General features: G+C 42.7%; 22 protein-coding genes. 10 read left to right on the top strand and 12 right to left on the bottom strand.

Annotated features, from left to right (window positions below; translation table 11 throughout):
• Position 1: 1 nt before the first annotated feature.
• From DQW11_RS20420 to DQW11_RS20405, 3 genes are all read left to right on the top strand, one after another.
• The gene (locus DQW11_RS20420; RefSeq protein WP_113925969.1) at positions 2-922 is read left to right on the top strand and encodes an RraA family protein; all 921 of its coding nucleotides are present in this window, start codon (positions 2-4) and stop codon (positions 920-922) included.
• A 282-nt stretch (positions 923-1204) separates the two neighbouring features.
• On the top strand, positions 1205-3127 hold the full coding sequence (locus DQW11_RS20410; RefSeq protein ID WP_113925967.1) for an alpha/beta hydrolase: 1923 nt from the start codon (positions 1205-1207) through the stop codon (positions 3125-3127).
• A gap of 166 nt (positions 3128-3293) precedes the next feature.
• The gene (locus DQW11_RS20405; RefSeq protein ID WP_198669936.1) at positions 3294-4334 is read left to right on the top strand and encodes a zinc-binding alcohol dehydrogenase family protein; all 1041 of its coding nucleotides are present in this window, start codon (positions 3294-3296) and stop codon (positions 4332-4334) included.
• 177 nt (positions 4335-4511) lie between these two features.
• On the opposite strand, the gene DQW11_RS20400 is transcribed toward DQW11_RS20405, so the two are convergent.
• Positions 4512-4838 (bottom strand): DMT family transporter, encoded by a 327-nt coding sequence (locus DQW11_RS20400; RefSeq protein WP_113925966.1) that lies wholly within the window; start codon positions 4836-4838, stop codon positions 4512-4514.
• Between the two features lie 63 nt (positions 4839-4901).
• Complete coding sequence (locus tag DQW11_RS20395; RefSeq protein WP_113925965.1) at positions 4902-5657, bottom strand: LOG family protein; 756 nt, start codon at positions 5655-5657, stop codon at positions 4902-4904.
• A 170-nt stretch (positions 5658-5827) separates the two neighbouring features.
• On the opposite strand from DQW11_RS20395, the gene DQW11_RS22315 reads away from it, so the two are divergent.
• The gene (locus DQW11_RS22315) at positions 5828-5977 is read left to right on the top strand and encodes a hypothetical protein (protein WP_157966164.1); all 150 of its coding nucleotides are present in this window, start codon (positions 5828-5830) and stop codon (positions 5975-5977) included.
• Positions 5978-6297: 320 nt separating this feature from the next.
• Here DQW11_RS22315 and DQW11_RS20390 read toward each other — a convergent pair whose 3' ends face one another.
• Complete coding sequence (locus DQW11_RS20390; protein ID WP_113925964.1) at positions 6298-7335, bottom strand: DUF481 domain-containing protein; 1038 nt, start codon at positions 7333-7335, stop codon at positions 6298-6300.
• A gap of 120 nt (positions 7336-7455) precedes the next feature.
• On the opposite strand from DQW11_RS20390, the gene DQW11_RS20385 reads away from it, so the two are divergent.
• Positions 7456-8388: a sugar phosphate isomerase/epimerase family protein gene (locus DQW11_RS20385; protein ID WP_113925963.1), complete on the top strand. Its 933-nt coding sequence runs from the start codon at positions 7456-7458 to the stop codon at positions 8386-8388.
• Between the two features lie 51 nt (positions 8389-8439).
• Here the strand turns inward: DQW11_RS20385 and DQW11_RS20380 are convergent, their stop codons facing one another.
• From DQW11_RS20380 to DQW11_RS20370, 3 genes are read right to left on the bottom strand one after another with little or no spacing between them, the layout of a single operon-like run.
• Positions 8440-8733: a chaperone modulator CbpM gene (locus DQW11_RS20380; RefSeq protein WP_113925962.1), complete on the bottom strand. Its 294-nt coding sequence runs from the start codon at positions 8731-8733 to the stop codon at positions 8440-8442.
• Positions 8720-9634: a DnaJ C-terminal domain-containing protein gene (locus DQW11_RS20375; protein WP_113925961.1), complete on the bottom strand. Its 915-nt coding sequence runs from the start codon at positions 9632-9634 to the stop codon at positions 8720-8722. The genes DQW11_RS20380 and DQW11_RS20375 overlap by 14 nt, the downstream gene beginning before the upstream one ends.
• A gap of 7 nt (positions 9635-9641) precedes the next feature.
• The gene (locus DQW11_RS20370; protein ID WP_113925960.1) at positions 9642-10289 is read right to left on the bottom strand and encodes a Crp/Fnr family transcriptional regulator; all 648 of its coding nucleotides are present in this window, start codon (positions 10287-10289) and stop codon (positions 9642-9644) included.
• 327 nt (positions 10290-10616) lie between these two features.
• Here DQW11_RS20370 and DQW11_RS20365 point away from each other — a divergent pair, with 327 nt between their 5' ends.
• The 5 genes from DQW11_RS20365 to DQW11_RS20345 all read left to right on the top strand — a co-directional run bounded on the left by DQW11_RS20365 (position 10617) and on the right by DQW11_RS20345 (position 17665).
• Positions 10617-11033 (top strand): hypothetical protein, encoded by a 417-nt coding sequence (locus tag DQW11_RS20365; RefSeq protein WP_113925959.1) that lies wholly within the window; start codon positions 10617-10619, stop codon positions 11031-11033.
• Between the two features lie 92 nt (positions 11034-11125).
• A complete protein-coding gene (locus DQW11_RS20360) occupies positions 11126-13618 on the top strand; it encodes a YbcC family protein (RefSeq protein ID WP_113925958.1) in 2493 nt (830 codons plus the stop codon).
• 2 nt (positions 13619-13620) lie between these two features.
• On the top strand, positions 13621-15501 hold the full coding sequence (locus DQW11_RS20355) for a proton-conducting transporter transmembrane domain-containing protein (protein WP_113925957.1): 1881 nt from the start codon (positions 13621-13623) through the stop codon (positions 15499-15501).
• A gap of 3 nt (positions 15502-15504) precedes the next feature.
• Positions 15505-17157 carry a SulP family inorganic anion transporter gene (locus DQW11_RS20350; protein ID WP_113925956.1) on the top strand — a complete coding sequence of 551 codons (1653 nt, stop codon included), beginning with the start codon at positions 15505-15507 and terminating at the stop codon, positions 17155-17157.
• Positions 17138-17665 (top strand): hypothetical protein, encoded by a 528-nt coding sequence (locus tag DQW11_RS20345; RefSeq protein WP_113925955.1) that lies wholly within the window; start codon positions 17138-17140, stop codon positions 17663-17665. Before DQW11_RS20350 ends, DQW11_RS20345 begins: the two co-directional genes overlap by 20 nt.
• A 209-nt stretch (positions 17666-17874) precedes the next feature.
• Here the strand turns inward: DQW11_RS20345 and DQW11_RS20340 are convergent, their stop codons facing one another.
• The 6 genes from DQW11_RS20340 to DQW11_RS20315 all read right to left on the bottom strand — a co-directional run bounded on the left by DQW11_RS20340 (position 17875) and on the right by DQW11_RS20315 (position 23411).
• The gene (locus DQW11_RS20340; protein WP_113925954.1) at positions 17875-18222 is read right to left on the bottom strand and encodes a hypothetical protein; all 348 of its coding nucleotides are present in this window, start codon (positions 18220-18222) and stop codon (positions 17875-17877) included.
• Positions 18223-18242: 20 nt separating this feature from the next.
• Entirely contained in the window at positions 18243-18938 is a 696-nt protein-coding gene (locus tag DQW11_RS20335; protein WP_113925953.1) for a DUF1003 domain-containing protein, read from the bottom strand.
• A gap of 263 nt (positions 18939-19201) precedes the next feature.
• Positions 19202-20638, bottom strand: a complete 1437-nt coding sequence (locus tag DQW11_RS20330; protein WP_113925952.1) for an NADP-dependent isocitrate dehydrogenase — start codon at positions 20636-20638, stop codon at positions 19202-19204.
• Positions 20639-21015: 377 nt separating this feature from the next.
• Positions 21016-21303, bottom strand: a complete 288-nt coding sequence (locus DQW11_RS20325; RefSeq protein WP_113925951.1) for a hypothetical protein — start codon at positions 21301-21303, stop codon at positions 21016-21018.
• Positions 21304-21370: 67 nt separating this feature from the next.
• Complete coding sequence (locus tag DQW11_RS20320; protein ID WP_113925950.1) at positions 21371-21736, bottom strand: hypothetical protein; 366 nt, start codon at positions 21734-21736, stop codon at positions 21371-21373.
• A 496-nt stretch (positions 21737-22232) separates the two neighbouring features.
• Positions 22233-23411, bottom strand: a complete 1179-nt coding sequence (locus tag DQW11_RS20315; RefSeq protein ID WP_113925949.1) for an MFS transporter — start codon at positions 23409-23411, stop codon at positions 22233-22235.
• Positions 23412-23469: the final 58 nt, after the last annotated feature.

Genomic DNA, 23469 nt, shown 5'->3' with positions numbered 1-23469 from the left:
AATGAAATCATTTTTCCCGATTTTTCTCTTTGCCATTATTTCGATGACAAGCGTGGTCTCCGCACAAACCATCTCCAAAGAGGAAATCCTATTCCTTACCTCAGCATGGCAAGGGGAGCGGTTTCCGGATGGTAGACCAAAAATTCCTGATAACCTTTTGGAGCGGGCAAAACACATCATGGTGGACGATGCATGGACTGTCCTGAAAAATGAAGGCTATCTCAACCAATATGAGGGAGGTTGGAAAACTGTCAACGAAAATATAATGACCGGAAGGGCAGTGACCGCCATGTATATGCCAAGCCGTCCGGATGTAGAAAAAAACATCAAAGCCCGTGGAGCAACCCAAGGTAGAAAAGGAAATACCAACGCTTGGCCCATCGATATCCTTACAAAAGGTGATTTGTACGTGGCAGATGCTTATGGGAAAATCAGCGGAGGAAGTATCATGGGTGCAACCCTTGCAAACTCTATATTAAGTAAATCAGGCAATGGCGTTGTCTTTGATGGGGCTGCGAGGGATTTGCAGGAAATCAGAAACATCAAAGGATTCAATGCTTTCGTCCGTGATTTTCATCCATCATTTACAGAGGAAATGGTCCTGATGGGACTCAATACGCCCATCAGAATTGGAGGGGCTATCGTTCTTCCCGGTGATTTGGTGATCGCTACCATTGAAGGCGTGCTGTTTGTTCCCGCCCATATGGCGGAGCAGGTGGTCAGCACAGCCGAGTTTGTTATCCGCAAAGACCAATTCGGATTCGAGATGGTAAGGGAAGGTGTCTACAGCACAGGCGAAATCGACAGCCAATGGACTCCAGAAATCAAAGCTGCATTTCTGACTTGGCTAAAAAAACATCCGGAACTCGGAACCATGACTGCCGCAGAATTGGATCAGATGATGAGTAAGAGGACTTGGTGATTGAAAGGATATTGGAAAGGATATTAATGGATATTAATGGATATTTCAAAAAGATATTAGTGGATATTGGAAAAGGATATTAATGGATATTATAAATGGATATTAATGGATATTGAAAAAGGATATTGGTTGATATTTCAAAAAGTTAATAATGGAAATTATAAATGGATATTAATGGATATTGGAAATGATATTGGCACTCGGATTGAAAATCCATTGCAGTGGCTCCGCCTCGGCGGACAAGTGTGGACTGTCGACTGTGGACTATAGACTTACTGACCTATGAAAAAAATGACTTATCTCTTTATCTGCATGATTTTGACCTTCGGAAATGGGATTGCCCAAAACTTGGAAAAACAAGCCCCTCAAGGCTTTGATGTAGTCAGAAATGACATTCCAAAAGGAAAAATCGATACCATCAGCTATAATTCCAAGACTGTTGGGGTCACACGAAGGGCAATCATTTATACCCCTCCCTCCTACTCCAAAAGCAAAAAATACCCTGTGCTGTACCTGCTCCATGGAATCGGTGGAGATGAAAAAGAATGGCTTACCCACGGACAGCCGCAGGTTATCCTTGACAATATGTATGCGGACGGAAAGCTTGAACCAATGATCGTGGTCATGCCAAACGGCCGCGCCATGAAGGATGACAGGGCTACCGGCAATATCATGGCACCGGACAAAGTCGAAGCTTTTGCGACTTTTGAAAAGGATTTGTTGATTGACCTGATTCCATTTATCGAAAAAAAATATCCTGTTCTCAAAGACCGGGAAAACCGCGCTATTGCAGGGTTGTCCATGGGAGGCGGTCAATCCCTGAATTTTGGACTTGGCAATCTTGACAAATTCGCTTGGGTAGGCGGATTCTCCTCTGCCCCCAATACCAAAGAGCCATCAGTTCTCGTCCCCGATCCCCAAGACGCCAAAGACAAACTGAAATTGCTCTTTATATCCTGCGGTGATGCGGACAATCTCATCCGATTCAGTGAGAGAACCCATGAATACTTGGTTGAAAAGGACGTGCCGCACATCTACTATATTGAGCCGGGAGTCCATGATTTTAAAGTGTGGAAAAATGGATTGTATATGTTTTCGAAGCTTTTGTTCAAGCCGGTAGACCAGTCTGTTTTTAACAATTACAGCATTTTGGGAACTCCTGCTTCCACCAATGTCCGGAATGCAAAATTTCCCCAAATCCTGCCTGACAGCAGGGCAATCTTTAGAATCAAAGCCCCTGAAGCCAATCTCGTCCAACTTGACCTTGGCAAAAAGTATGACATGGTCAAAGGTGCAGAAGGCATCTGGGAAGTGACCACCGAACCCCTTGGGCAGGGATTTCATTACTATTCCCTGATCATTGATGGTGTGGCAATAGCCGATCCGGCAAGTGAAACTTTTTATGGAATGGGAAGAAAAGCAAGCGGGATTGAAGTGCCATTTAAAGGAGACGACTATTATGCATTGAAAGAAGTACCGCATGGTGAGGTACGGAGGGTGAGGTATTTTTCCAATGCCTTACGTCAGTGGAGACAGTTTTACCTTTACACTCCTCCCGGATACGATACCCAAACAAATGAGAAATTTCCGGTACTGTACATTTTGCATGGCGGTGGTGAAGACGAACGGGGTTGGGCATCGCAGGGAAAAACAGACCTGATTTTGGATAACCTTATCGCTGAAAAAAAAGCCAAACCCATGTTGGTAGTGATGCCTGACGGCAATATGCCAATGGCAGCTTTTAATGAAAATGGTCTGAAAATGTTTGAAAGGGAATTGAAAGAAAGCATTATACCTTTTGTGGAAAAGAATTACAGGGTCTTGGCGGGTGCTCAAAACCGTGCTTTGGCAGGTCTTTCCATGGGAGGCATTCAGACCTTGTATGCAGGAGTACAGAATACGGATATGTTTGCCTATCTCGGAGTTTTCAGTTCGGGTTGGATCCAATCAAGGCAAACAGAAATCTCCGATGGACAATATGCCTTTATGAAAACTAATGCAGCCAAGATCAATGACAACCTCAGACAATTCTGGATTTCCATGGGTGGAAAGGAAGATATTGCTTATGAAAACTGTAAAGTGATGATGGCGAAATTTGACGAAATGGGCATCAAATACACCTATCGTGACTATCCGGGTGGACATACCTGGCCGGTTTGGAGAAATGACCTCTACACTTTTGCTCCGTTGCTTTTTCAGGAATAGAGGAGGAAAAGTTCGACTCCTTTGGAGTCGGTTGTTTATAGAAAAATGAATGATCTATAAATATCCAACCCCTAAGGGGTTGAATCAAAAGACCAACCTAAACGCTAATGGATAAGTAGCATTTTGGAATCTAATTAGCAACTCTAAAAATCCCCAGCAGCCCACAATGAAAAAGCATATAGAAATAAATGCCATCATACTGAAAGAACCGGGTCATCTGGAGAAAATACAGACAACCTTGATTACTGAACTCAAGCCCGACGAGGTGCTTTTGAAAGTTCATCGGATCGGGATTTGCGGTACAGACCTCCACGCTTTCAGGGGCAAACAGCCTTTTTTTTCTTATCCAAGGATTTTGGGACATGAACTCGGTGTCGAAGTTTTGGAAATTGGATCCGGTGTCACTGATTTGAAAATCGGAGACAGGTGCGCGGTAGAACCTTATTTCAACAGCACGCAAGACCAGGCTGTCCGGCGGGGCAAAACCAACTGTGGAGAAAACCTTTCCGTGTTTGGCGTTCATGAAGATGGTGGGATGCGGGAATTCATTGTTTTGCCTGCCAGATACCTTCATAAATCCGGTAAACTCAGCTATGAACAACTGGCACTGATCGAAACTTTGAGCATCGGATTCCATGCCATCAAGCGGGCGGATGTCAGGGAGGATGATAAAGTATTGGTGATCGGTGCCGGACCAATAGGCCTTGCTACCATCCAATTTGCAAAAATCAGTAAAGCCAAAACAGTGGTAATGGACATCAATCAGGAAAGACTTGACTTTTGCAAAACCAACCTCAAAGTGGATGGAATTGTAAATGCCAAGTCCGACAAAGTCATTGAGGATCTAAGAACAGTCTTTGACGGTGACTTACCGACAGTCGTTTTGGACGCTACAGGCAATCACCAATCCATGAAAAGTACCTTTGATTATGTGGCTTTTGGTGGCAAAATCGTATTCATCGGTCTTTTCCAAGGTGATTTTACATTTTTTGATCCGCTTTTTCATAGGAAAGAAATCACCTTGATGGCAAGCAGGAATTCACTTGGAAAGGATTTTGACGAAATTATTAGCCTGGTAGAAAAAGGCATTCTGGACACCGGGCCTTGGGTCACCCATCGGGTTTCCTTTCAGGACCTTCCCGAAAAATTTGAGTCTTTTTTGGATCCAATGAATGGCGTGATCAAGGCGATGGTGGAATTGAAATAACAGAAAATACGCCCTGTCAAGTTTTGGCTCGGACCTTTTAGGATCGGCTTAAATCCTGTCATTTTCTTTTTTTTCCATAGGAAATTGCCCAAAGCAATTGAGGAGTTTGACCACTTTTTGGTATTTAATCAAAAAAACTCGATTCGGTTTGGGATTCTGTCATTCCTCCGGATTGCCTCAATGGGCGACTGCCTTCAGTCCTACAATGGACCCGATCAAAGTGATCAGAAAAAATATCCGAAGAAAAGTAGCGGGTTCTTTGAAAACAAATATCCCAACGAGAACCGTTCCCACTGCCCCAATCCCGGTCCAGACCGCATAGGCTGTACCGATTGGCAGCGTTTGCGTGGCTTTGATCAAAAGCCCCATGCTGATAACCAACGCGATAACAAAACCGCCATACCATAAGTACATTTCATTTCCTGAGGTGCCTTTGGCTTTTCCCAAACAGAAAGCAAATGCTACTTCGAATAATCCTGCAATGATTAATATGATCCAACTCATCTGTTTTTGTTTTTGTGCAAAGTTCGTCAATAGATGGTCGGAAAAATTATCTTCGAGGCAAAATCACCCTTTCTCCCCCAAAATAGCGGCAGGCTTGATGACTGTCTTTCTCCGAAGCCCATACGCATCGATGGCATATTTGCGAATATGTTCCTCCATCTCTTCCACCGAATCAGTCAGTAAAAACAATTCCAAATCTTCCTTATTGATCGTGCCATACTCGGCCAAGTGCTGGACATACGCATACAGGTCATGGTGAAAATCCCTGCACATCAGCACAACCGGAAACCTGCGCATGACTTTGGTCTGTATCAGGGTCAAGGCTTCGAAGAATTCATCTAATGTCCCAAATCCCCCCGGCATAACCACAAAGGCAAAACTGTACTTGGAAAGCAGCACCTTCCTCACAAAAAAGAAGTTAAAATCCATCCACTTGTCGAGGTAAGGATTTGGCCTTTGCTCGAAAGGCAGTATGATATTGCAACCTATGGATTTGCCTCCGACATTTTTTGCTCCCCGATTAGCGGCTTCCATAATGCCGGGACCCCCGCCTGTCATGACTGTAAATCCCAATTTGCTGACACTTTCCCCCACCCTGACGGCGAGCTTGTAGAATTTGTCATCTTCTTCAAATCTTGCCGACCCAAAAACAGTGACACAGGGCCCCACGAAGTGCAGCATCCTAAATCCCCTGATAAATTCCATCATCACTTTGATGACAAATTTAAAATCCTTCCACCTGGTCTGGGGTCCTGCATAAAAATCCTCTTCTTCGGGATTGACTAAGGGTGAAAACCCTTTAACATCTTCTTTGATCATGGGGCAAACATATTTGCAATTGTGAAAATTGACTTGGGAAATTTATGGTTCCCTTTGCAGTAAAAAAAATTTATGCAAAAAGGATTATGCCTTTTCTCTTAGGAGCATGACTTTTCTCCAATACCTAGACAGCATGAATTAAAAAGGATAAGATTTGGGGTGAAACAAATATGAGCGGAGAAAGAAAAAATGAAGAATTCAGAATGAGAAATTATAAATTAAATTCAGTAGCAGCTTGTGATTGGTTTTTATTGCCACCTGCTTTAGCTGGTGGTTTAAGGAATAGAAAGAGGAATTTGGGCTTTAGCCGAAAAGAATGAATAACTCAGAATGTGGAATGTTTGTGGAGACACAAACATTGGCGGTGCAAAAGATCCTGAAAGGATCAAAATATTTTATTTACCCCGAGTGATCCCGATAAGTATCGGGAGAAACTCGGGGATAAAGCAAAAAAAGGCGAAATTAATTTCAGTAGCAGCGTGTGATAGGTTTTGATTGCCACCTGCTTTAGCTGGTGGCTTAATGAAAACCATTGGTGTTTTAGGTTATAGCCGAAAAGAATGAATAATTCAGAATTTGGAATGTTTGTGGAGACACAAACATTGGCGGTGCAAAAGATCCTGAAAAGGATCAAAATATTTTACTTAAACTTATAACCCACATTAAAAACGATACCGTAGTCAAAATTGGTATTGCTTCCTTCCAATGCCTGATTGTCATAACTGGCGTAAAATTGAAGCCCTAAATCCAGGTTTTTGATCACTTCCCAATTGATCCTCGTCTCCCCGTCAAATCTTTTTCTTCCGTTCTGGTTCAATCCCAAGAATGCTTTAGGAAAAACTGTAAAGGAAAGGTTGGGCGCAGCATAATGGAAATAATCCAACTTAAATTGGAGTGGAATCTCATAAAGATTGCCGGATGAGCTGCCTTCCAAGCTTCTTTCCTGATTGATTACTGCTCCTGAACTCAACGTTCCCTGAAGGTTGCTTTTGAATAAAAACCTCCGTCCAAACCCAACTGCCTGTTGGATACGGCTTGCCAATCCCAACTCTATGTTTCTTTGATAATTCAATCCCAATCCTGCCACAAGCACCGAATTCAGATTATAATAACCGCCCAAACCCACAGATTCACGGTCGCGTGTTTTTACTCCCTGGTTATTGGTAAAAATAAATGAACCCACAAATTCCACCTGGTATTTTTGTTCTGTAAATCTTAAATTCCAATCAATATTGGTCCTTCCGATGTCACTTGACTTGGTATAGGAATAACCGAGGGACACAGTTCCCTTGATTTTTTTGATGAATTTTTTCTCTAAGGAAACAAGGTTGAAAATGTTGACGATGGGATAGGGCTTTGATACCAACCCATCATCCACAATCACTTCTCCATAATTTGTGGAAGGTTTCAAAACGCCATAATACACGGCTTGGTCTATGGTCTGAATCCGATAAGTGGCTATGCCTGCCTTGATGGTTTTGATTTTATGGTATTTAATATTCTGGACAGAAAGGTCCATGTCATCAAATTGGATGATGCCGAGACTGATACTGTTCAGTTTCCCGACCATGATCTGCCCATTTCGGAGAAAAAGTGTATCTTTTTCCTGTGCCAAGGCCTTGAAGGAGATGGCGAACAGTTGACAACATATAAAAACAAAAAAAAACCTCCGATTCATGCTTTAAATTATAAATTAATTCATTCAAATAAAGTTGATTTAAAGTTAATTTAAGGAAAATTGAAAAGGAATCTTACTGAAAATAAATCATGATTTCAATTTGAAATAAAGCAAAAAACCATGAACAGACGCAAATTCTCCAAAGTCACCTCTCTAACCCTCTTTGGATCGGGATTATTGGCTGCTTTTCCCTCCATAGGATCCGATCTCCAAGCCAAAAGTAAACTACGGCTTGGTGGTCCGATCTTCGAAAAATTTGACTCGCCTGAAAGTTGGGTGGCGGCTGTGAAAAACACCGGCTATAGAGCGGCTTATTGCCCTGTTGGATTGGATGCCGGTAAGGATGACATCAAAGCCTACAAAAAAGCAGCCGACAAAGCGGAAATACTCATTGCGGAAGTGGGTGCTTGGTCCAATCCCATCAGCCCTGACAAAAAAACCGCCAAAGAAGCTTTTGAAAAATGTGTGGCCTCCCTTGACCTTGCCGATCAGATCGAAGCCAAATGCTGCGTCAACATCGCCGGATCGAGGGACGCCGAAATATGGGCAGGACCACATCAAGAAAATTTTTCGGACGATACTTTTGACATGATTGTGGAGACGACCCGAAAAATCATCGATGAAGTCAAGCCAAAAAACACCTTCTATACCTTGGAGGCTATGCCCTGGATTTTTCCAGAGTCAGCAGATGCTTACCTGAGGCTGATCAAGGCCATTGACCGGAAAGCTTTTGCGGTGCATCTCGATCCTGTCAATATGGTGGTCAGTCCTGCTGTCTTTTTCCGCAACGGAGACCTGATCAAAGACTGTTTCAAAAAGCTTGGCCCTCATATAAAAAGCTGTCACGCCAAAGATCTGATTCTAAAAAAACAGACTTTCATGCCCCAATTCGACGAGGTGCAGCCCGGTCTTGGTCAGATGGATTATAGGGTATTCCTCAGCGAACTGAGCAAATTCCCGGAAGTTCCCCTGATGATGGAGCACCTGCAAACTGCTGAGCAATACAAATCCGGCGCAGAATATATCTGGAAAGTGGAACAAGAAATCAGGTAGCTTGGGCTTCTCTCTGATAGGAATAATTTAATATTTGGAAGGGGAAGATGACTATTTCTCCCACTTCCCCAATTTTCTGATCAGGGAGCGGTTTTCTTCCTGCAATTGTTCGATTTTGCCCAAAAGCCCCATCACAACCTCCACTCCTTCAGGACTGAGGTCAAGGTCTTTGTACAGCCTCACGAGTTGTTCCACTCGGCTAAGAGCCTCCTCTTCCAGAAAAAATCCGGCTTCCTCTTCGACGATTTGTACCAACCCAAGTTCTTGAAAGGTGAAAATCAACCCGGATTCAATGCCATGGTATTGGCAGAAAGTATGGATGCTGATTTGGTTAGTTGGTATCATGGTTTGTGAGTTTGGCTAGTTGTTCGAAAAGTGATTTTTCCTGCTCCGTGATGTTTTTTGGGATTTCTACCTTGTAAGTCACATAAAGGTCTCCAAACTTTCCTTCTTCCTTGTAAACGGGAAAACCTTTGCCTTTGAGTCGGACTTTGGTGTCGCTTTGGGTTCCGGGGCTGAGTTTGAGTTTGACTTTTCCATCCATGGTAGGCACGGTGATCTCCCCTCCCAAGATCGCTGTGTATAGGTCCACATTGACTTTGACATACAAATCATTCCCTTCACGGACAAAGCCGGTATCGTTCTTGATCACAAACTTGACATACAGGTCTCCCGATGGTCCACCGTTCATTCCTTCACCTCCATAGCCACGGATCTTAATGGACTGTCCGTCTTCCACTCCTGCCGGGATAGTCAAGCGGATATTTTTCCCATTCACTGTCAATGTTTGCTTTTGGGTCTGGTAGACATCCGAGAGCCTGAGGTGGAGTTCGGCTTTGTAATCCGCTCCCTTATATTTTAGATTTTCCTTACCCGAACCTTGGAAGCCACCGCCTCCTCCAAACATAGAACTGAAAAAATCCGAAAAGTCTTCTTCTGTATAATGTCCTGAATATGCCTTGCTGCTTGCCTGTCCCCTTGGGCGGGACTGTCTCTGACCTGCTTTTTCAAACTCCTCGGCATGCTTCCAATCCTTTCCGTATTGGTCGTATTTTTTTCTTTTCTCCGGATCACTGAGTACCTCATTGGCCTCGTTGACCTGTTTAAATTTGGCTTCGGCACTTTTGTCATCGGGATTGAGATCGGGGTGATATTTCCTTGCAAGCTTCCTGTAGGCTTTTTTGATATCCTCAGGACTTGCATTTTTATCAATCTCCAAGATTTTGTAATAATCTATAAATTCCATTTTCTTTTTAATCTATGACTTCAATCAGATGTTTGCCGATTTTGACAGTTCCATTATGCTCCAGTTTTTTGAGCAACCTTCCCACTACTTCGCGGGAAGAATTCAATTCATGGGCAATTTGCTGCTGTGTGGCTTTGATGGTTTTGGAATGGTTGGCTTCGACGGATTTGCGTAGGTAGGCAAGCAGCCTTTCATCCATTTGGTGAAAAGCGATTTCTTCCACGACTTTGAGGAGCTCTTCGAACCTGTCCTGATAGCTGTCCATGACAAAGTAGTACCAGGATTTGTACTTGAACATCCATTCGTCGAGTTTTTTGATGGGAAGGGTGATGGCAATCGTGTCCTCTACGGGTATAGCTTTGATCTTCGAATACCCTTCCCGCTCCGAGCATATCAGCGTAATGGCGCATGCTTCGCCTTCTTTGAGGAAATACAGGAAAATCTCATGGTCATTTTCATCTTCCCTGAAAACTTTCACAGTCCCTTGGACTAACAGGGGAATAAGCTCGATCCGCTGTCCGATATCCATCATCAATTCTCCTTCCGGAAATAGGACCAACTGTCCTTCTTTGGCTATTTCTTCAAACAATTCTTTTTCAAATTGAGAAAAATTGGCAGCCAACAGTCCCTTCAAGTCACCTTTTGCACCCATCATAATTTCAATTTTTCAAGATTGATTTGCTCTTATCCTTCCGGATTTGCATATGTAATTTAACCCTTTCTCCTCCAAAAAAATACAAAAAAGGAACATTTAAATGGCCTGCTATCGAGAAAAAAAATACCTCATTTTTGAAAAAGAGTGCCGTCGAGAAAGAGCGTAAAAAATTAGATTACAATCTCCTCCAAATGTAATTTTTGATACAGTTCTTAAAATCCAATTGGAGTAGTTTTACAGATTGAAATAATGTTGATTATTATTTTTTCAACTTTCAATGGATTTGATTTGAGAAAAGACTAAATTTCAGGCTTGATTTTGAAAATAATGTTAAAGAACTCCGATTCTAGCTTCGCCTTCAGAAAAAGCTCATTGCAGCCTTTTCTGTTTGCGATGTTTTTGGTAATCGGATTTCATTTAACGGCTAATTTTGACATCAGCCTTTCTGAAAAAGAAGGTACTTTTTATGAAATAAACAATACCAAGGTTTCCACTCCCTGTGTTTCATTTCAAAACCTCCATTTTGCAGACCTCGCCACTTTTGAGAAAGAAGAAAAAGAGGAAAAAACAGAATCTGAATCTGAATCACACTTTGACCTTACCCTAGGGAGCAATAGATTTCTCTCGGTGGGCAGCTTTTTTCTGATTTCAGGGGCTGCAGGTCAATCTTTAAAAATTCCTTCCCTCGAAGGAAAAGCCCCGCTTTACATTTTATTCCATAGTCTCCGAGTACATTTAGCATAAGTTTTTTGACCCGCTAAGGCCATTTATCAGGGCAACACTTTATACCTGCCCCCAATACCTTTCTATTTTATTACCCATCTAAATTCAGACAAATGACGCCACACGTGTCATCTGACCTCAATCATGTCATTCATGAATTGGGTCATTTCCTTCCTGCGCAAGCTCCTTTAAAGGATTTTGTGCACCACAATACCTTACATGCCTTTCAGCACCTTCCTTTTCACAAGGCATTGCAGGCTGCGGCAGAAAACTTTGGATACAAGACTTACCTTTCTGTGGAATCATTCAGGGACTTGTATGCCAAAAACAAAATCAATGACTTCATTCTTGACAGGGTTATCCTTGAGCAAAAAGGCCAAAAAGAATCGGCCAAATGGAAAGAGGCTATGGTCCACAAAGACTGTAAAAACCAGCCTGAAGCCATCGTAGGCAGGTTGAGAAAAGTCTGGAAGAGCCACCACCATGTCAACCTGGACAAAGAAACGCATTCGGCGCTTTTCAGGTTGCTGGGAAGCTATCTGGATCAAGGCATCGCCATCTGGAAGTTTCCGGTACCCTCCAAGGGATTTGTCTCTGCCATCCGAAACCTCGAATCCAATAGTTTTACCAATATTTTCAAAACCAACAGGGCCAAAAATCTGCTTTTCGACCCCAAAACCAGTTTGGATCAGTTGCTTGATCTTTTGGTGGGAAGCAAAGCCTATTTCAGACAATACCTCTTTGACCAGCAGTTTGCCCATCCGGGTTGGTCAGGCATGGTATCGGTGTTGGAACACCAGCCACAGAGCCTGTTGGACAAAAAAACTATCAGTCTCCATGACTTGATCTTTGTGGAATGCCTCTTGGAAATAGATGCACTCGACAGAAGATTGGGTGAAAATTGGGATCCATTGGCCAAGCATCTACCTGAGGACCTGACTCCGATTCTGGAAAAACCGGAAGAAAAAGAATACTACGAGGTCCTCAGACTTTGGCAGGAAGCTTTTGAATGGACTTATTTTGACCAGGTTATACGCGGACTTCAACTCAGTCATGAAAAGGATTTCAGGAAAGAAGGCACATCTTTCCAGGCGATCTTTTGTATTGATGACAGGTGTTGCTCCATCAGAAGGTATATCGAGCGTTTTGCTCCGGACTGTCAGACATTTGGCACTGCGGGTTTTTTCAACATCCCGTTTTTCTTCCAGCCCGAGCACAGCAAGTTTATGACCAAAGTGTGTCCTGCACCGGTCACTCCCAACCATATCATCCGTGAATCAGAGGCCAAACTCAGACATGAGAAAGACTCCCATTTCAGCAAGCACACCAAGGGGATATTTGGCGGATGGGCGATTTCCCAGACCATGGGATTTTGGTCGGCAATAAAAATGGCCAAAAATATCCTGTGGCCGGGCCCGACTCCCGCGATGGTGTCATCCTTCAGCCATATGGATCCCAAAGGAAAACTGAGTATCGAATGTAAATCCACGGATCAAAAGTACCATGGGCTGCAGGTGGGTTTTACGCTGGAAGAAATGACAAACAGTCTGGAAGGAATGCTCAAAGGCATCGGACTTGTCAAAGACTTTGCTCCATTGGTATACATCTTTGGACACGGAGCCAGCTCGGTCAACAATACCCACTATGCAGGGTACGATTGTGGCGCCTGCAGCGGACGCTCGGGTTCAGTCAATGCAAGAGTAGGCGCCTATTTTGGCAACCATCCCAAGGTCAGAAAAGCTTTGGAAGAACGTGGGATTATCATTCCTAACAGTACCCAATTTGTAGGAGGATTACATGACACCACCCGGGACGAAATGGAATTTTATGACACCGAGGTGCTGACTGAAGCCAATCTGCTCCGCCATACCCATAACCTTCAGACATTTGAAATCGCCCTTGATTACAATTCCAAAGAAAGGTCAAGGAGATTTGATACGGTGGATTCTACCCAAGAAGCTGCCAAGGTCCGCGAGAAGGTAAAACTCAGGGCATTGTCGCTTTTCGAGCCTAGACCTGAATGGAACCATGCTACGAATGCACTCTGTGTCATTGGAAAAAGGGAGTCCAACAAACATTTGTTCTTGGACAAAAGGGCCTTCCTCAATTCCTATGACTATGGCATCGATCCTGAAGGAAAATACCTGCTGAATATTGTCAAAGCCGTGGCACCGGTTTGTGGCGGGATCAACCTCGAATATTATTTCTCCAGGGTGGACAACCAAAGGCTCGGTGCAGGAAGCAAACTTCCCCATAATGTCATGGGGCTGATCGGTGTCGCTAACGGCATGGACGGCGACCTTAGACCGGGATTACCAAGGCAGATGATCAATATCCATGATCCCCTCCGTATCCTCATAACAGTAGAGCATTACCCCGAAACGGTGCTCAAAACCATCAAAACCCATGATGCTACCTACGAATGGTTTGCCAATGATTGGGTGAGATTGGTTGCTATCCATCCCGAAACCAAAGAAGCCTTACTGTTCAAAGGAGGGGAATTTGTCCCTTACAAGCCATTGACAAAGCAAATCGAAAAGGTCCAAAATCTGGACGCACTATTGGTTTCGTCTTCTGAAAATTTACCTGTCTACCTGCTGAACTAATTATGGAAAACCAAATCATCATCAGCAGCTTTGTGGTCATTCCCTTTTTGGGATTTCTGCTTTCCCTGTTACTTCCTGAGAAAAACGAATCTTCTCTATCGAGGTTGGCTATCGTGACGATCAGCCTTCAGTTGGCTTCTATTTTGGGATATATAGGTTATTGGCTCATTGTCCTCCGGGGACAGCCTGTTAATATCTCAGAATTTGCCTTATACAGCCATCATGACTACGAGTTCCTGATAGACTTCTATTTTGATAAAGTCACTGCTGTTTACCTCTTTGTTGGGGCATTTGTGACTTTCCTCATTACCAGATATAGCAGGTATTACCTGCACTTGGAGGAAGGATACAAGCGCTTCTTCAACTCCATCCTTTTCTTCTACCTCGCCTACAATTTGACCATTCTTGCAGGCAATTTTGAGACGCTGTTCATCGGTTGGGAGATGTTGGGAATATCTTCTTTCCTGTTGATTGCATTTTACCGCAACAGGTATCTGCCGGTCAGAAATGCAGTGAGGGTATTTTCCATTTACAGGATCGGGGATATCGGGATCATTTTGGCGATGTGGGCAAGCCATCATTTATGGCATGAAAACATCACCTTCCTCAAGCTGAACAATGAACAGCTTGTGCTCGAACATCTCTCCCAACATGGCGGAATTGGTTTGTTCATCGCATTGGGTATCCTCGTTGCGGCAGCTGCCAAGTCCGCCCAACTTCCGTTTTCTTCCTGGCTTCCCCGGGCGATGGAAGGACCTACCCCTTCGAGTGCGATTTTCTATGGGTCGCTATCGGTACACTTTGGTGTGTTTTTGCTGCTCAGGACATTCCCTTTTTGGGAGCACCAAATCACCGTCAGGATCTTGATCGGCCTTCTTGGATTGGCTACCGCCTTGGTAGCATATCCCATTGCCAGGGTGCAGTCTTCCATCAAGTCGCAGATTGCCTATGCATCCATCGCACAGATAGGCATCATGTTTATTGAAGTTGCTTTGGGGCTGCAAGTATTGGCGCTGATCCACTTTGCCGGTAATGCCTTCCTAAGAACCTATCAGCTGCTCGTATCCCCCTCGGTGGTCAGCTACATGATAAGGGATCAGTTTTACCATTTCAAACCAAAAGAAGTGAGTGTCGAAGACACCTTTCCAAAACGGTTGGAATACAGTCTTTATATCCTTTCTCTGAAAGAATGGAACCTGGACACCTTTATGAACAAATGGGTGTTTTCGCCCATCAAAAAAATCGGACACAGGCTTGATTTCCTCACACCAAGGAATCTACTACTTTATTTTCTCCCCATGTATGCAATAGGAATGTATCTGTATTTCCATCAGGAGTACATTCCCGTAGAAATTAAGGAATTTATCCCTGGGGTATTGGCCTTTGTTGGGATGATGATGGTATTCAAGGCATTTTCTGAAAGAAATTACCCAAGGCTGTCGTGGATGCTCGTCATCGCCAACCATTTCATGATTGCACTTGCTGTATCATTCAACGAGACTTTCGATTACAGTCAGACCTTGATATACCTCAGCGGGGTGGCCTTTTTTGGAATCATCGGATACTTTCTGTTAGAAAACCTGAGGAAAAAAGAACCGGATCACTTCGATATGAACCAATACTACGGTCACGTCTATGAGTATCCAAGACAGGCACTGTTCTTCCTCATTGCAACCTTGGGATTGATGGCTTTTCCGATCTCACCCACCTTCATCGGGGTAGATTTGATCTTTAGCCATATCCATGAAGACCAATACTTCCTTGCCTTCTTTGACTCGGTGAGTTTCATCATCGGTGGCATCGCCCTGATTCGGATATACTCCCGCCTATACCTAGGCCCACACATTAAAAATTACCACGAAAATGCACTCAAATCATCTTAAGCCATGTCTAAACTAACACACAAATTTCAAATCCCTTTGACCGGTATCGCCGGACTCAAACAAAACTGGAGAGCAGACCTCACTTCTGGTTTTCTTGTATTTCTTATCGCATTGCCACTTTGTCTCGGCATATCGATGGCTTCCGGTTTTCCCCCAGTAGCGGGGATATTTACCGCGATCATCGGCGGCTTGGTCGTGACATTCCTTGGTGGTTCACAACTGACCATCAAAGGTCCAGCAGCGGGTCTCATCATCATTGCCCTCGGTGCAGTCACCGAACTCGGACAGGGTGATGCAATGCTTGGGTACAAACTCACCCTGGCAGTAGTAGTGGTCGCCGGAATATTACAGGTCATCTTCGGATGGGTAAAGTCCGGTGTTCTCGCAGATTTCTTCCCATCAGCAGCGGTCCATGGGATGTTGGCAGCGATAGGGATTATTATCATAGCCAAGCAGTTGTTTACCATGATCGGTGTAAAGCCTGAGGCAAGTGAAACTTTGGAATTGTTTGCAGAACTCCCACATGCCTTTAGTGAGCTGAATCCGGAAATTGCACTGATTGGGTTTATTAGTTTGCTCATCCTGTTTACATTTCCTTTGCTCAAAAACAAATACCTCAAGATGGTACCGGCCCCTTTGCTTGTCATCCTAGTAGCCATACCGATCGGCAGGTATTTTGACTTGGAGCATGAGCACAGTTACCTGTTTTTGGATGGACATGAATATACCATCGGACCAAAGTTCCTGGTGACCTTGCCTGACAACCTGCTTTCTGCCATCACCTTCCCGGATTTCTCCCAAGTGTATTCGATGGTATCGATAAAGTACATCATCATGTTTGCTTTGGTGGGCAGTCTTGAATCTCTTTTGAGTTCTAAGGCTATTGATGGATTGGATCCATTCAAAAGAAAGTCCAACATGAACAGAGATTTGGTTGGTGTGGGAATTGGAAATACCCTGGCAGGATTTATCGGTGGCCTTCCCATGATTTCGGAAATCGTCCGAAGCTCGGCCAATATCAACAATGGAGGTAAAACTTCCTGGTCAAACTTCTTCCACGGCATGTTTCTCCTGATCTTTGTTGCTTTTTTCCCAATGCTGATCCATCAGATCCCATTGGCTGCCCTGGCGGCAATGTTGGTCTATACCGGTTTCAAATTGGCTGCTCCAAGGTCATTCTACAGTACCTACAAAATCGGCAAGGAACAGCTTGCAGTCTTTTTGATTACAATCATTTTTACACTTGCCACCGACTTACTGATCGGTATTGGGGTGGGTATCCTGACCAAATTTATCATCCACCTGGCCAATGGACTTCCGATAAAATACATTTTCAAGCCATTGTTTACGGTATCGCTCAATGAGGATGTCTATACGGTGGATGTTTTTCACTCAGCGGTATTCAGTAATTATATCAAATTGAAAAAATCATTGGATGCGCTTCCGAGGGAAAAAAGCATCCGCATAGATTTTACCAATTCCAACCTGGTTGACCATACCGTATTGGAAAACCTCCACCACTATCAGCATGATTATGAACATGAAGGCGGTAAGTTTCAACTTTGCGGGATGGACCATTTGAAGAAAAATTCAGACCACCACTTGTCAGGCAGGAAACTCAAAACAAGAAAAAGTCATGATAAAGCCGTTCACTGATTCTTTAACTGAATATATCAAAAGTATCCGAACCAAAACCCTGATCATTGCCTGCAATGACTGGAAAGCCGAATCTTACCTGAGATCCAATTCTAACCTGACACTTCTTTCGGTGTTTGGACTCAACCTTGAATCGGCCGGGGAATACACGATGCAGGAGATCGCAACGGCCATAAAAACCTTCCAATACAAGCAGATAATCCTATTGGCAGACCATCCTTGTCAAATCCAGGAACAGGTTATCCAGGATTTTGTAGAAAACAAGGAAACTTATGGCTTTGCAAAGGTGCTCGCCCAAACCAAGATCGTCTTGGAAAATGACAGGTTAAAATATTCCGATAGCCTGTTTACTGCAATGGTTTACTTGAGGTACCAATTCAATTACCTTGAAAACTACCTGAAGGATTATTTCTTTCAGGAATTGAGAGCAATTCCTCCGATAAAAGGAATTGTCTTCAAAAACAATTATAAGGTGTATGAATTGGAAGGGTTTGAATTAAACAACTGAAGGAAAAATACATCCATTTCAACCGTACTTCCTTTGCGAAGATGATCCGATTTTCTATTCGGAAGAATTTTGATTTCAGTAAATCTAAATTGAAAAAGGTTAGGTGATTTTTTAGTTTTATGAATCGGTTTTTGAATTACTACTGAGGCTGCTGCAAGCATTGTGGCAGCTTCTTTTATTTTCTCCCTGTATATTTTAATTGAAAATTGTTATTCAGAATTTTCAACATGGAGGACATGAAAAATCCGGTGGATAACAGGTGCCAAGAAAACAGCAGTGATGCTCAAAAACGCAATCCCGCTGTAAAGGGCATAGAAAGAAGAAAACCATTTGGCTTCATCAGTGGTCATTTCTGCCACCGGTCCCATTCCTGTGAGAATCATAGAAGACATATAAAAACTATCAAGCCAATCCAACCCTCCAAAAAACCTATAACCCATAATTCCAATCCCAAGAGAAAACAGGACTAAGCCAATGACAAAAACAAAATATTTTACCTGTCTTTTCAAAAAGGCCAAATTGGAAATGACTTTTTCGCTTTTGTGTTCAAGTCTCATTCTTAAATTGCGGGTAAAGGTTATTTATTATTGATTTTCTTCATCAGGTCCTCCAGATAGTCGGTTTGGAGTTCTTGTATTTCCAATAGTTTTCTGCTTTGATGGACGAGTAAATGGTCAATTTTTTCACTTAGCAATTTGATCTCGAGCTCAGCTTTCAGGTTGATTTTGTAGTCGTGTTCGCTTCTTTGCCGGTCTTTTTGCTCTTGCCTGTTTTGGCTCATCATGATGATTGGCGCCTGGATGGCAGCAAGGCAGGACAGGATCAGATTGAGAAGGATAAAAGGAAATGGATCAAAAGGCCTTGTGGCCAAAACCCAGATATTGACCATCATCCAAATCATGATAAAGGAAAAGAAAACGATTATAAATGTCCAGCTTCCTCCAAATGTCGCAATCTTATCTGCCAATCTTTGTCCAAGGGTAAGAGGAGGATCGGTTTCATCATGGATATTTTCTGAGAGGATGGAATTGTTCTTGATTGCATCCATCACAGACCGGTCCAACATGACCATTTCCCCTTTTTCCTCGGAAATCAAGGATGTCATAAAATGGCGCCGGTATTTGTTCAACTCTTCCAGTGAAAGGTAGCTGTCCATCCCAAAACCGGGATGTTCGGCTTGGATCAGATTGAAAAGCCCCTCCCTCAGGTCATGCCCTCGGACGGATTCGGCTCCTTTAATTTTTTGGTTGCTGATATAACTCGTTACTTCCATAGTAAACAGTCAGATTTTTTTATTGAATTTAGACATTAGGGGGTTGAATTTGCCTGATTCCTGCCCATTATTTCAAAAATCAGAAAAAGAATTGCAAATGAAAAGCAAACAGGCCGTAAGGAACTTGCCTTAGGTATTCCATCCTCCGAATTTACCAAATGTAGCAGAGGGTATGATATGGGGTAATTTCCTTTTTAAATAAAAAAGGGGGCAGATCTTGATCCGCACCCTTTTCCTTTATGATAATCTGAAATGCTATTTTTTTATTGGCCTTGCCCCAAAGAGAATCCTTGGACTCCGTCAAAGTAATAGAGGTTCTCGGTTTTGATCACATCTATATCTAACAGTGAAGCACTATTCAATAGCTCTATGATAGCCGCCTTAGCCATGGACCCACCGTCTTTTGGTTTGAATCTACATCTCCAATGGTCTGTGCAGAAGGTCTCCTCAAATCCCTCCGGCCAAACCTTAATTCCCCTGTTGGTGATCATGGAAAGTTTGATATCTGCAAAATTCATTTTCTGAACCATACCTGCCAACTCATCTGCATCCGTGCCGTTCCAATGCACAAAAATATCTACTCCCACCAATTCCTTTTTGGCAGGCTGTCTTTTCTTATATTTTGGCAAGACCATCGGGATGTTTTTGTCATAATGGACCGCCGGGAATACCTGTGGTTTTTGACCCAATCTGGCCACTACCGCCTGGGCAAATTCCTTCGTTCCCACTTTTAATTTACTTACCCCTTCTTTGTAGATATCGTAGGTGTGGATGCCGTCTTCTATGGTTTTGAGCCATGCATTCTGAACTTTCTCTGCCACATCCGACTGTCCTATATGATTGAGCATCATGATTGCACCCTGAAGCAGACCGGAAGGATTGGCCACATTTTGCCCTGCCCTGCGGGGAGCCGATCCGTGAATCGCCTCAAACATCGCACATTCCTCTCCGATGTTTGCCGATCCGGCAAGTCCTACAGATCCGGCGATCTGAGCTGCAACATCAGACAATACATCTCCATAAAGGTTTGGCATGACCAACACGTCAAATGCTTCCGGGCTATCGGCTAACTTGGCCGCACCGATATCGATGATCCAATGTTCGTTTTCAATTTCAGGATACTCTTTTGCGATTTCATCAAAAACTTTGTGAAAAAGCCCATCCGTCTGCTTCATGATATTGTCTTTGGTGAAGCAGGTCACTTTCTTCCTGTTCTGCTGCCTGGCATATTCAAAAGCGTACCTGACAATTTTTTCACAACCGGGCCTGCTGATAAGTTTGAGGCATTGGATGACCTCATCTGTCTGCTGATGCTCTATACCTGCATACAGATCTTCCTCATTTTCGCGCACGATCACCACATCCATGACAGGGTGCTTGGTCGCCACAAAGGGATGTAGACTCCTGCAAGGCCTCACGTTAGAGTACAATCCTAAAAATTTCCTTGTAGTCACATTAAGACTTTTGTAGCCTCCTCCCTGTGGGGTTGTAATCGGAGCCTTCAAAAAAACCTTATTTCTCCTGATGATATCCCAAGAGGAATTTGCTATCCCTGAGGTATTGCCGGAAAGGTAAACCTTTTCACCCACCTCAATTTCTTCAATTTCGATTTTGGCACCCGCCGAAAGGATAATTTCAAGGGTAGCGTCCATTATTTCGGGACCTATACCATCGCCTTTTGCAATTGTGATTTTTTTCATGATGAGGATATGTTTTTTACAATCCAAAATTGGAGCAATAAATACATAAATAAAAGTTTATGTTTTTAATATTTATTATTAATATTTTTTATATAAAAATAACCTTTACACTTTATTTTCGGGTTAATATTCCAATTAGGGAAATCAATTTTTGACGCTAAAAAAGTAGGTTTCGAAAAGGGTGATAGAAAAGGATTTATTACTTAAGCAATCCTGAGGGGCAGCATATTTATAAAAAAAAACAGGATGAATTGGGCACAATATTATACTCCAGAAAAAGTATTCAGGGTCTTGGCAAGAAAATCATCTGCAGCTTTTGATTACCAATAAAAAAAGCCGTTCCGAAATAATGCTTCCGGAACGGCTGTGATTCTGATTTAAACCAATTCAATCGAACATATGGCTTTTATTGGGATCACGAGACCGGATTTGAGCATCAAATGCTCATCGGTAACGGCGATGACAGAACATTCAATAGAAAAGATCTCGTCCTTTTCATTTTTGATACATACTTTGACTGTCTGGTGTTCGATGAAATGGAGAAGCATAGCTCTCAAAAGCTGAAACTTTCTTTCATCTTTTTGTGCAGTATCAGGAAGTACTTCTGTTTTGGCAAATTTGGATACGCCAAATTCAGCCATATCAATATGGGATATAGATTTCATACTTGGAAGGATTGATGTGTGAATTTACTTTTTACTGTGCCATCAGGCAGGTACAAAAAAGTAAATCCTATATCCTCAGATTGCGGTAAAAAACGGGCAGGTCTTTCTCAAGGAAAAAATTGCAAACCAGAGATGTTTTGAGAAATGTGAACTTCCTTAAATTTTTATAGGAAACAATCAAAAAGTAATTGGAATTATCTGTGGGTATCTTTTCCTCGTCGATAATCTCGCCGTACCCATGCCCTCTTTCAATCAGTCCCTCTTGAGAAAGATATCCCTGCCAATCTGAAACTGTGGAAGAGTTATCACTTTCTTTCTCTAAAAAATCAAAGTTATCCCCATGGGTGATTTCTGACCCATTATGACTTGACGTAAGAAAGATGAAGGAACAAAGAAGAGACAGTATTCCCAATCCTTGGAATGTTTTTTTCATTACCCAGATAAGGTTAAAAGTTAATAATTTTAATTGTCTCTTTTGCGGTTGGAATGAATTTAATTATAGAAGGAAGATATATTACAGGAGATCGATCCACAAATGAATAAAAGGTTCCGCACAGGGGCGCACAGAATTTTGAACCTGCTTGTTTTTGGCGGAATGCCTAATTCCCGATTGAAATTTCCTCGGCTAAAAACCAGAACCGTCTAGTTTGCCTTTATCCCCGAGTGGCGTTCCTTCCTCGGGGTTATTATTATTTGATCCCTTCATGATCATTCGTCGAAAAGTGTCAATTAACTAAGGAAATGTGCTTCTGAATTTTTGATTGCTTTTCGCTTTTGCCGCAAATGGTTGTGCTTTAACAAACATTATTCGTTATAAAATATTCCTTCCTTTTTGGCTAAAGCCCAAAAACAATTGCTACCCATCAACCCACCAGCTTAAGCAGGAGGAAATTAAAATCAAGGGAAAAATGGTTTCGCCAAAAACTATTTTAAAAACTTCTCTTTTCTTTAACTAGCTGAAGGTATACCACTACCACAAAAGCCGCTATTCCACCAAACAAAAAAACATATTCCGCACCAAAAGAATACCAAATCAGACCTGCAAATGAACTGGCAAACAGGATTCCGACACTTTGAAATGCAGTGAAAGTACCAATCGCAGTGGCCGTTTGGGAAGGATCGCTGATGTTGCTGATCCATGCTTTTGCGATTCCTTCAGTACTTGCTGCAAAGATGCCATAAAAAAAGAAAAGAAAAACAAACATCCATTGATGTTCAAAAAATGCAAAGCCAATGTAAACAAAAGCAAAAACAAGAAGACCTGAAGTGAACACTTTTTTCATCCCCCATTTATCTGCAAGACTTCCCAAAGGGTATGAAAATACGGCATAGACTAAATTGTAAAACACATAAATTCCAATCACAAAAGTATCCCCATATCCTGCCTCTTTGACTTTGAGTAGTAAAAACACATCAGAGCTGTTGAACAAAGTAAAAAACAACAACCCTGCAACCAATTTTTTGTAAGCAGCAGGGCTTTCTTTCCAATATTTGACAAATTCTAAAATCCGGATTTTTTTGACTGGTTTGGCTTCTATGACCTTCTTTTCTTTGATCAGAAAGGTCAACCCAATAGCCAAAATCCCCGGAAAAAATGCGAGAATAAACAGCATCTTGTAATCCTCAGGCCAAATGGAGAGATAAATCAATGCAAGCAAGGGACCAGCCACAGCTCCCGTAGTGTCCATAGCCCTATGAAAACCAAAAACACGTCCTTTGGTTTCGGGAGTAGCTTCATCCGAGAGTAAAGCATCCCTTGCACCTGTACGGACTCCTTTGCCTAAACGGTCCAAAGTCCTGGCAAAGAAAACCCATACGGGAAAAGCAAAAAGAACGAGAAGTGGTTTGGATAAGGCACTCAGGGCATAGCCAAAACGGACAAATGGCAAGCGCTTTCCGGTATTGTCACTCATTTTCCCAAAATACCCCTTGCTAAGTCCTGCAAGCCCCTCTGCAAAACCCTCCAAAACCCCAATCAATATGATAGAAAAACCTATGGTTTTGAGGTAAATTGGCATTACCGGATAGAGCATTTCACTAGCCACATCTGTAAATAGACTGACTAATGAAAGAACGATCACATTGCGGGAAAGTATTTCTTTTTTCATGTCTTAATCATGACCAATTTCTCTCTTTTCAAAATTATTTTTTTACCCTGTTTCTTGA

Origin of the sequence: Cognataquiflexum aquatile, assembly GCF_003316845.1 — a bacterium.
Taxonomy (GTDB): Bacteria; Bacteroidota; Bacteroidia; order Cytophagales; family Cyclobacteriaceae; genus Cognataquiflexum; species Cognataquiflexum aquatile.
This window is presented reverse-complemented; position numbering and strand designations above follow the sequence as displayed.

Excerpts from the sequence above, each read along its gene's own strand:
- DQW11_RS20390 (WP_113925964.1), bottom strand. The coding sequence starts at position 7,335 with ATGAATCGGAGGTTTTTTTTTGTTTTTATATGTTGTCAACTGTTCGCC.
- DQW11_RS20365 (WP_113925959.1), top strand. The coding sequence starts at position 10,617 with ATGTTAAAGAACTCCGATTCTAGCTTCGCCTTCAGAAAAAGCTCATTG.
- DQW11_RS20350 (WP_113925956.1), top strand. The coding sequence starts at position 15,505 with ATGTCTAAACTAACACACAAATTTCAAATCCCTTTGACCGGTATCGCC.
- DQW11_RS20340 (WP_113925954.1), bottom strand. The coding sequence starts at position 18,222 with ATGAGACTTGAACACAAAAGCGAAAAAGTCATTTCCAATTTGGCCTTT.
- DQW11_RS20375 (WP_113925961.1), bottom strand. The coding sequence starts at position 9,634 with ATGGAATTTATAGATTATTACAAAATCTTGGAGATTGATAAAAATGCA.
- DQW11_RS20370 (WP_113925960.1), bottom strand. The coding sequence starts at position 10,289 with ATGATGGGTGCAAAAGGTGACTTGAAGGGACTGTTGGCTGCCAATTTT.
- DQW11_RS20315 (WP_113925949.1), bottom strand. The coding sequence starts at position 23,411 with ATGAAAAAAGAAATACTTTCCCGCAATGTGATCGTTCTTTCATTAGTC.
- DQW11_RS20405 (WP_198669936.1), top strand. The coding sequence starts at position 3,294 with ATGAAAAAGCATATAGAAATAAATGCCATCATACTGAAAGAACCGGGT.
- DQW11_RS20355 (WP_113925957.1), top strand. The coding sequence starts at position 13,621 with ATGGAAAACCAAATCATCATCAGCAGCTTTGTGGTCATTCCCTTTTTG.
- DQW11_RS20385 (WP_113925963.1), top strand. The coding sequence starts at position 7,456 with ATGAACAGACGCAAATTCTCCAAAGTCACCTCTCTAACCCTCTTTGGA.
- DQW11_RS20395 (WP_113925965.1), bottom strand. The coding sequence starts at position 5,657 with ATGATCAAAGAAGATGTTAAAGGGTTTTCACCCTTAGTCAATCCCGAA.
- DQW11_RS20420 (WP_113925969.1), top strand. The coding sequence starts at position 2 with ATGAAATCATTTTTCCCGATTTTTCTCTTTGCCATTATTTCGATGACA.
- DQW11_RS20380 (WP_113925962.1), bottom strand. The coding sequence starts at position 8,733 with ATGATACCAACTAACCAAATCAGCATCCATACTTTCTGCCAATACCAT.
- DQW11_RS20330 (WP_113925952.1), bottom strand. The coding sequence starts at position 20,638 with ATGAAAAAAATCACAATTGCAAAAGGCGATGGTATAGGTCCCGAAATA.
- DQW11_RS22315 (WP_157966164.1), top strand. The coding sequence starts at position 5,828 with ATGAGCGGAGAAAGAAAAAATGAAGAATTCAGAATGAGAAATTATAAA.
- DQW11_RS20325 (WP_113925951.1), bottom strand. The coding sequence starts at position 21,303 with ATGAAATCTATATCCCATATTGATATGGCTGAATTTGGCGTATCCAAA.
- DQW11_RS20335 (WP_113925953.1), bottom strand. The coding sequence starts at position 18,938 with ATGGAAGTAACGAGTTATATCAGCAACCAAAAAATTAAAGGAGCCGAA.
- DQW11_RS20360 (WP_113925958.1), top strand. The coding sequence starts at position 11,126 with ATGACGCCACACGTGTCATCTGACCTCAATCATGTCATTCATGAATTG.
- DQW11_RS20320 (WP_113925950.1), bottom strand. The coding sequence starts at position 21,736 with ATGAAAAAAACATTCCAAGGATTGGGAATACTGTCTCTTCTTTGTTCC.
- DQW11_RS20410 (WP_113925967.1), top strand. The coding sequence starts at position 1,205 with ATGAAAAAAATGACTTATCTCTTTATCTGCATGATTTTGACCTTCGGA.
- DQW11_RS20345 (WP_113925955.1), top strand. The coding sequence starts at position 17,138 with ATGATAAAGCCGTTCACTGATTCTTTAACTGAATATATCAAAAGTATC.
- DQW11_RS20400 (WP_113925966.1), bottom strand. The coding sequence starts at position 4,838 with ATGAGTTGGATCATATTAATCATTGCAGGATTATTCGAAGTAGCATTT.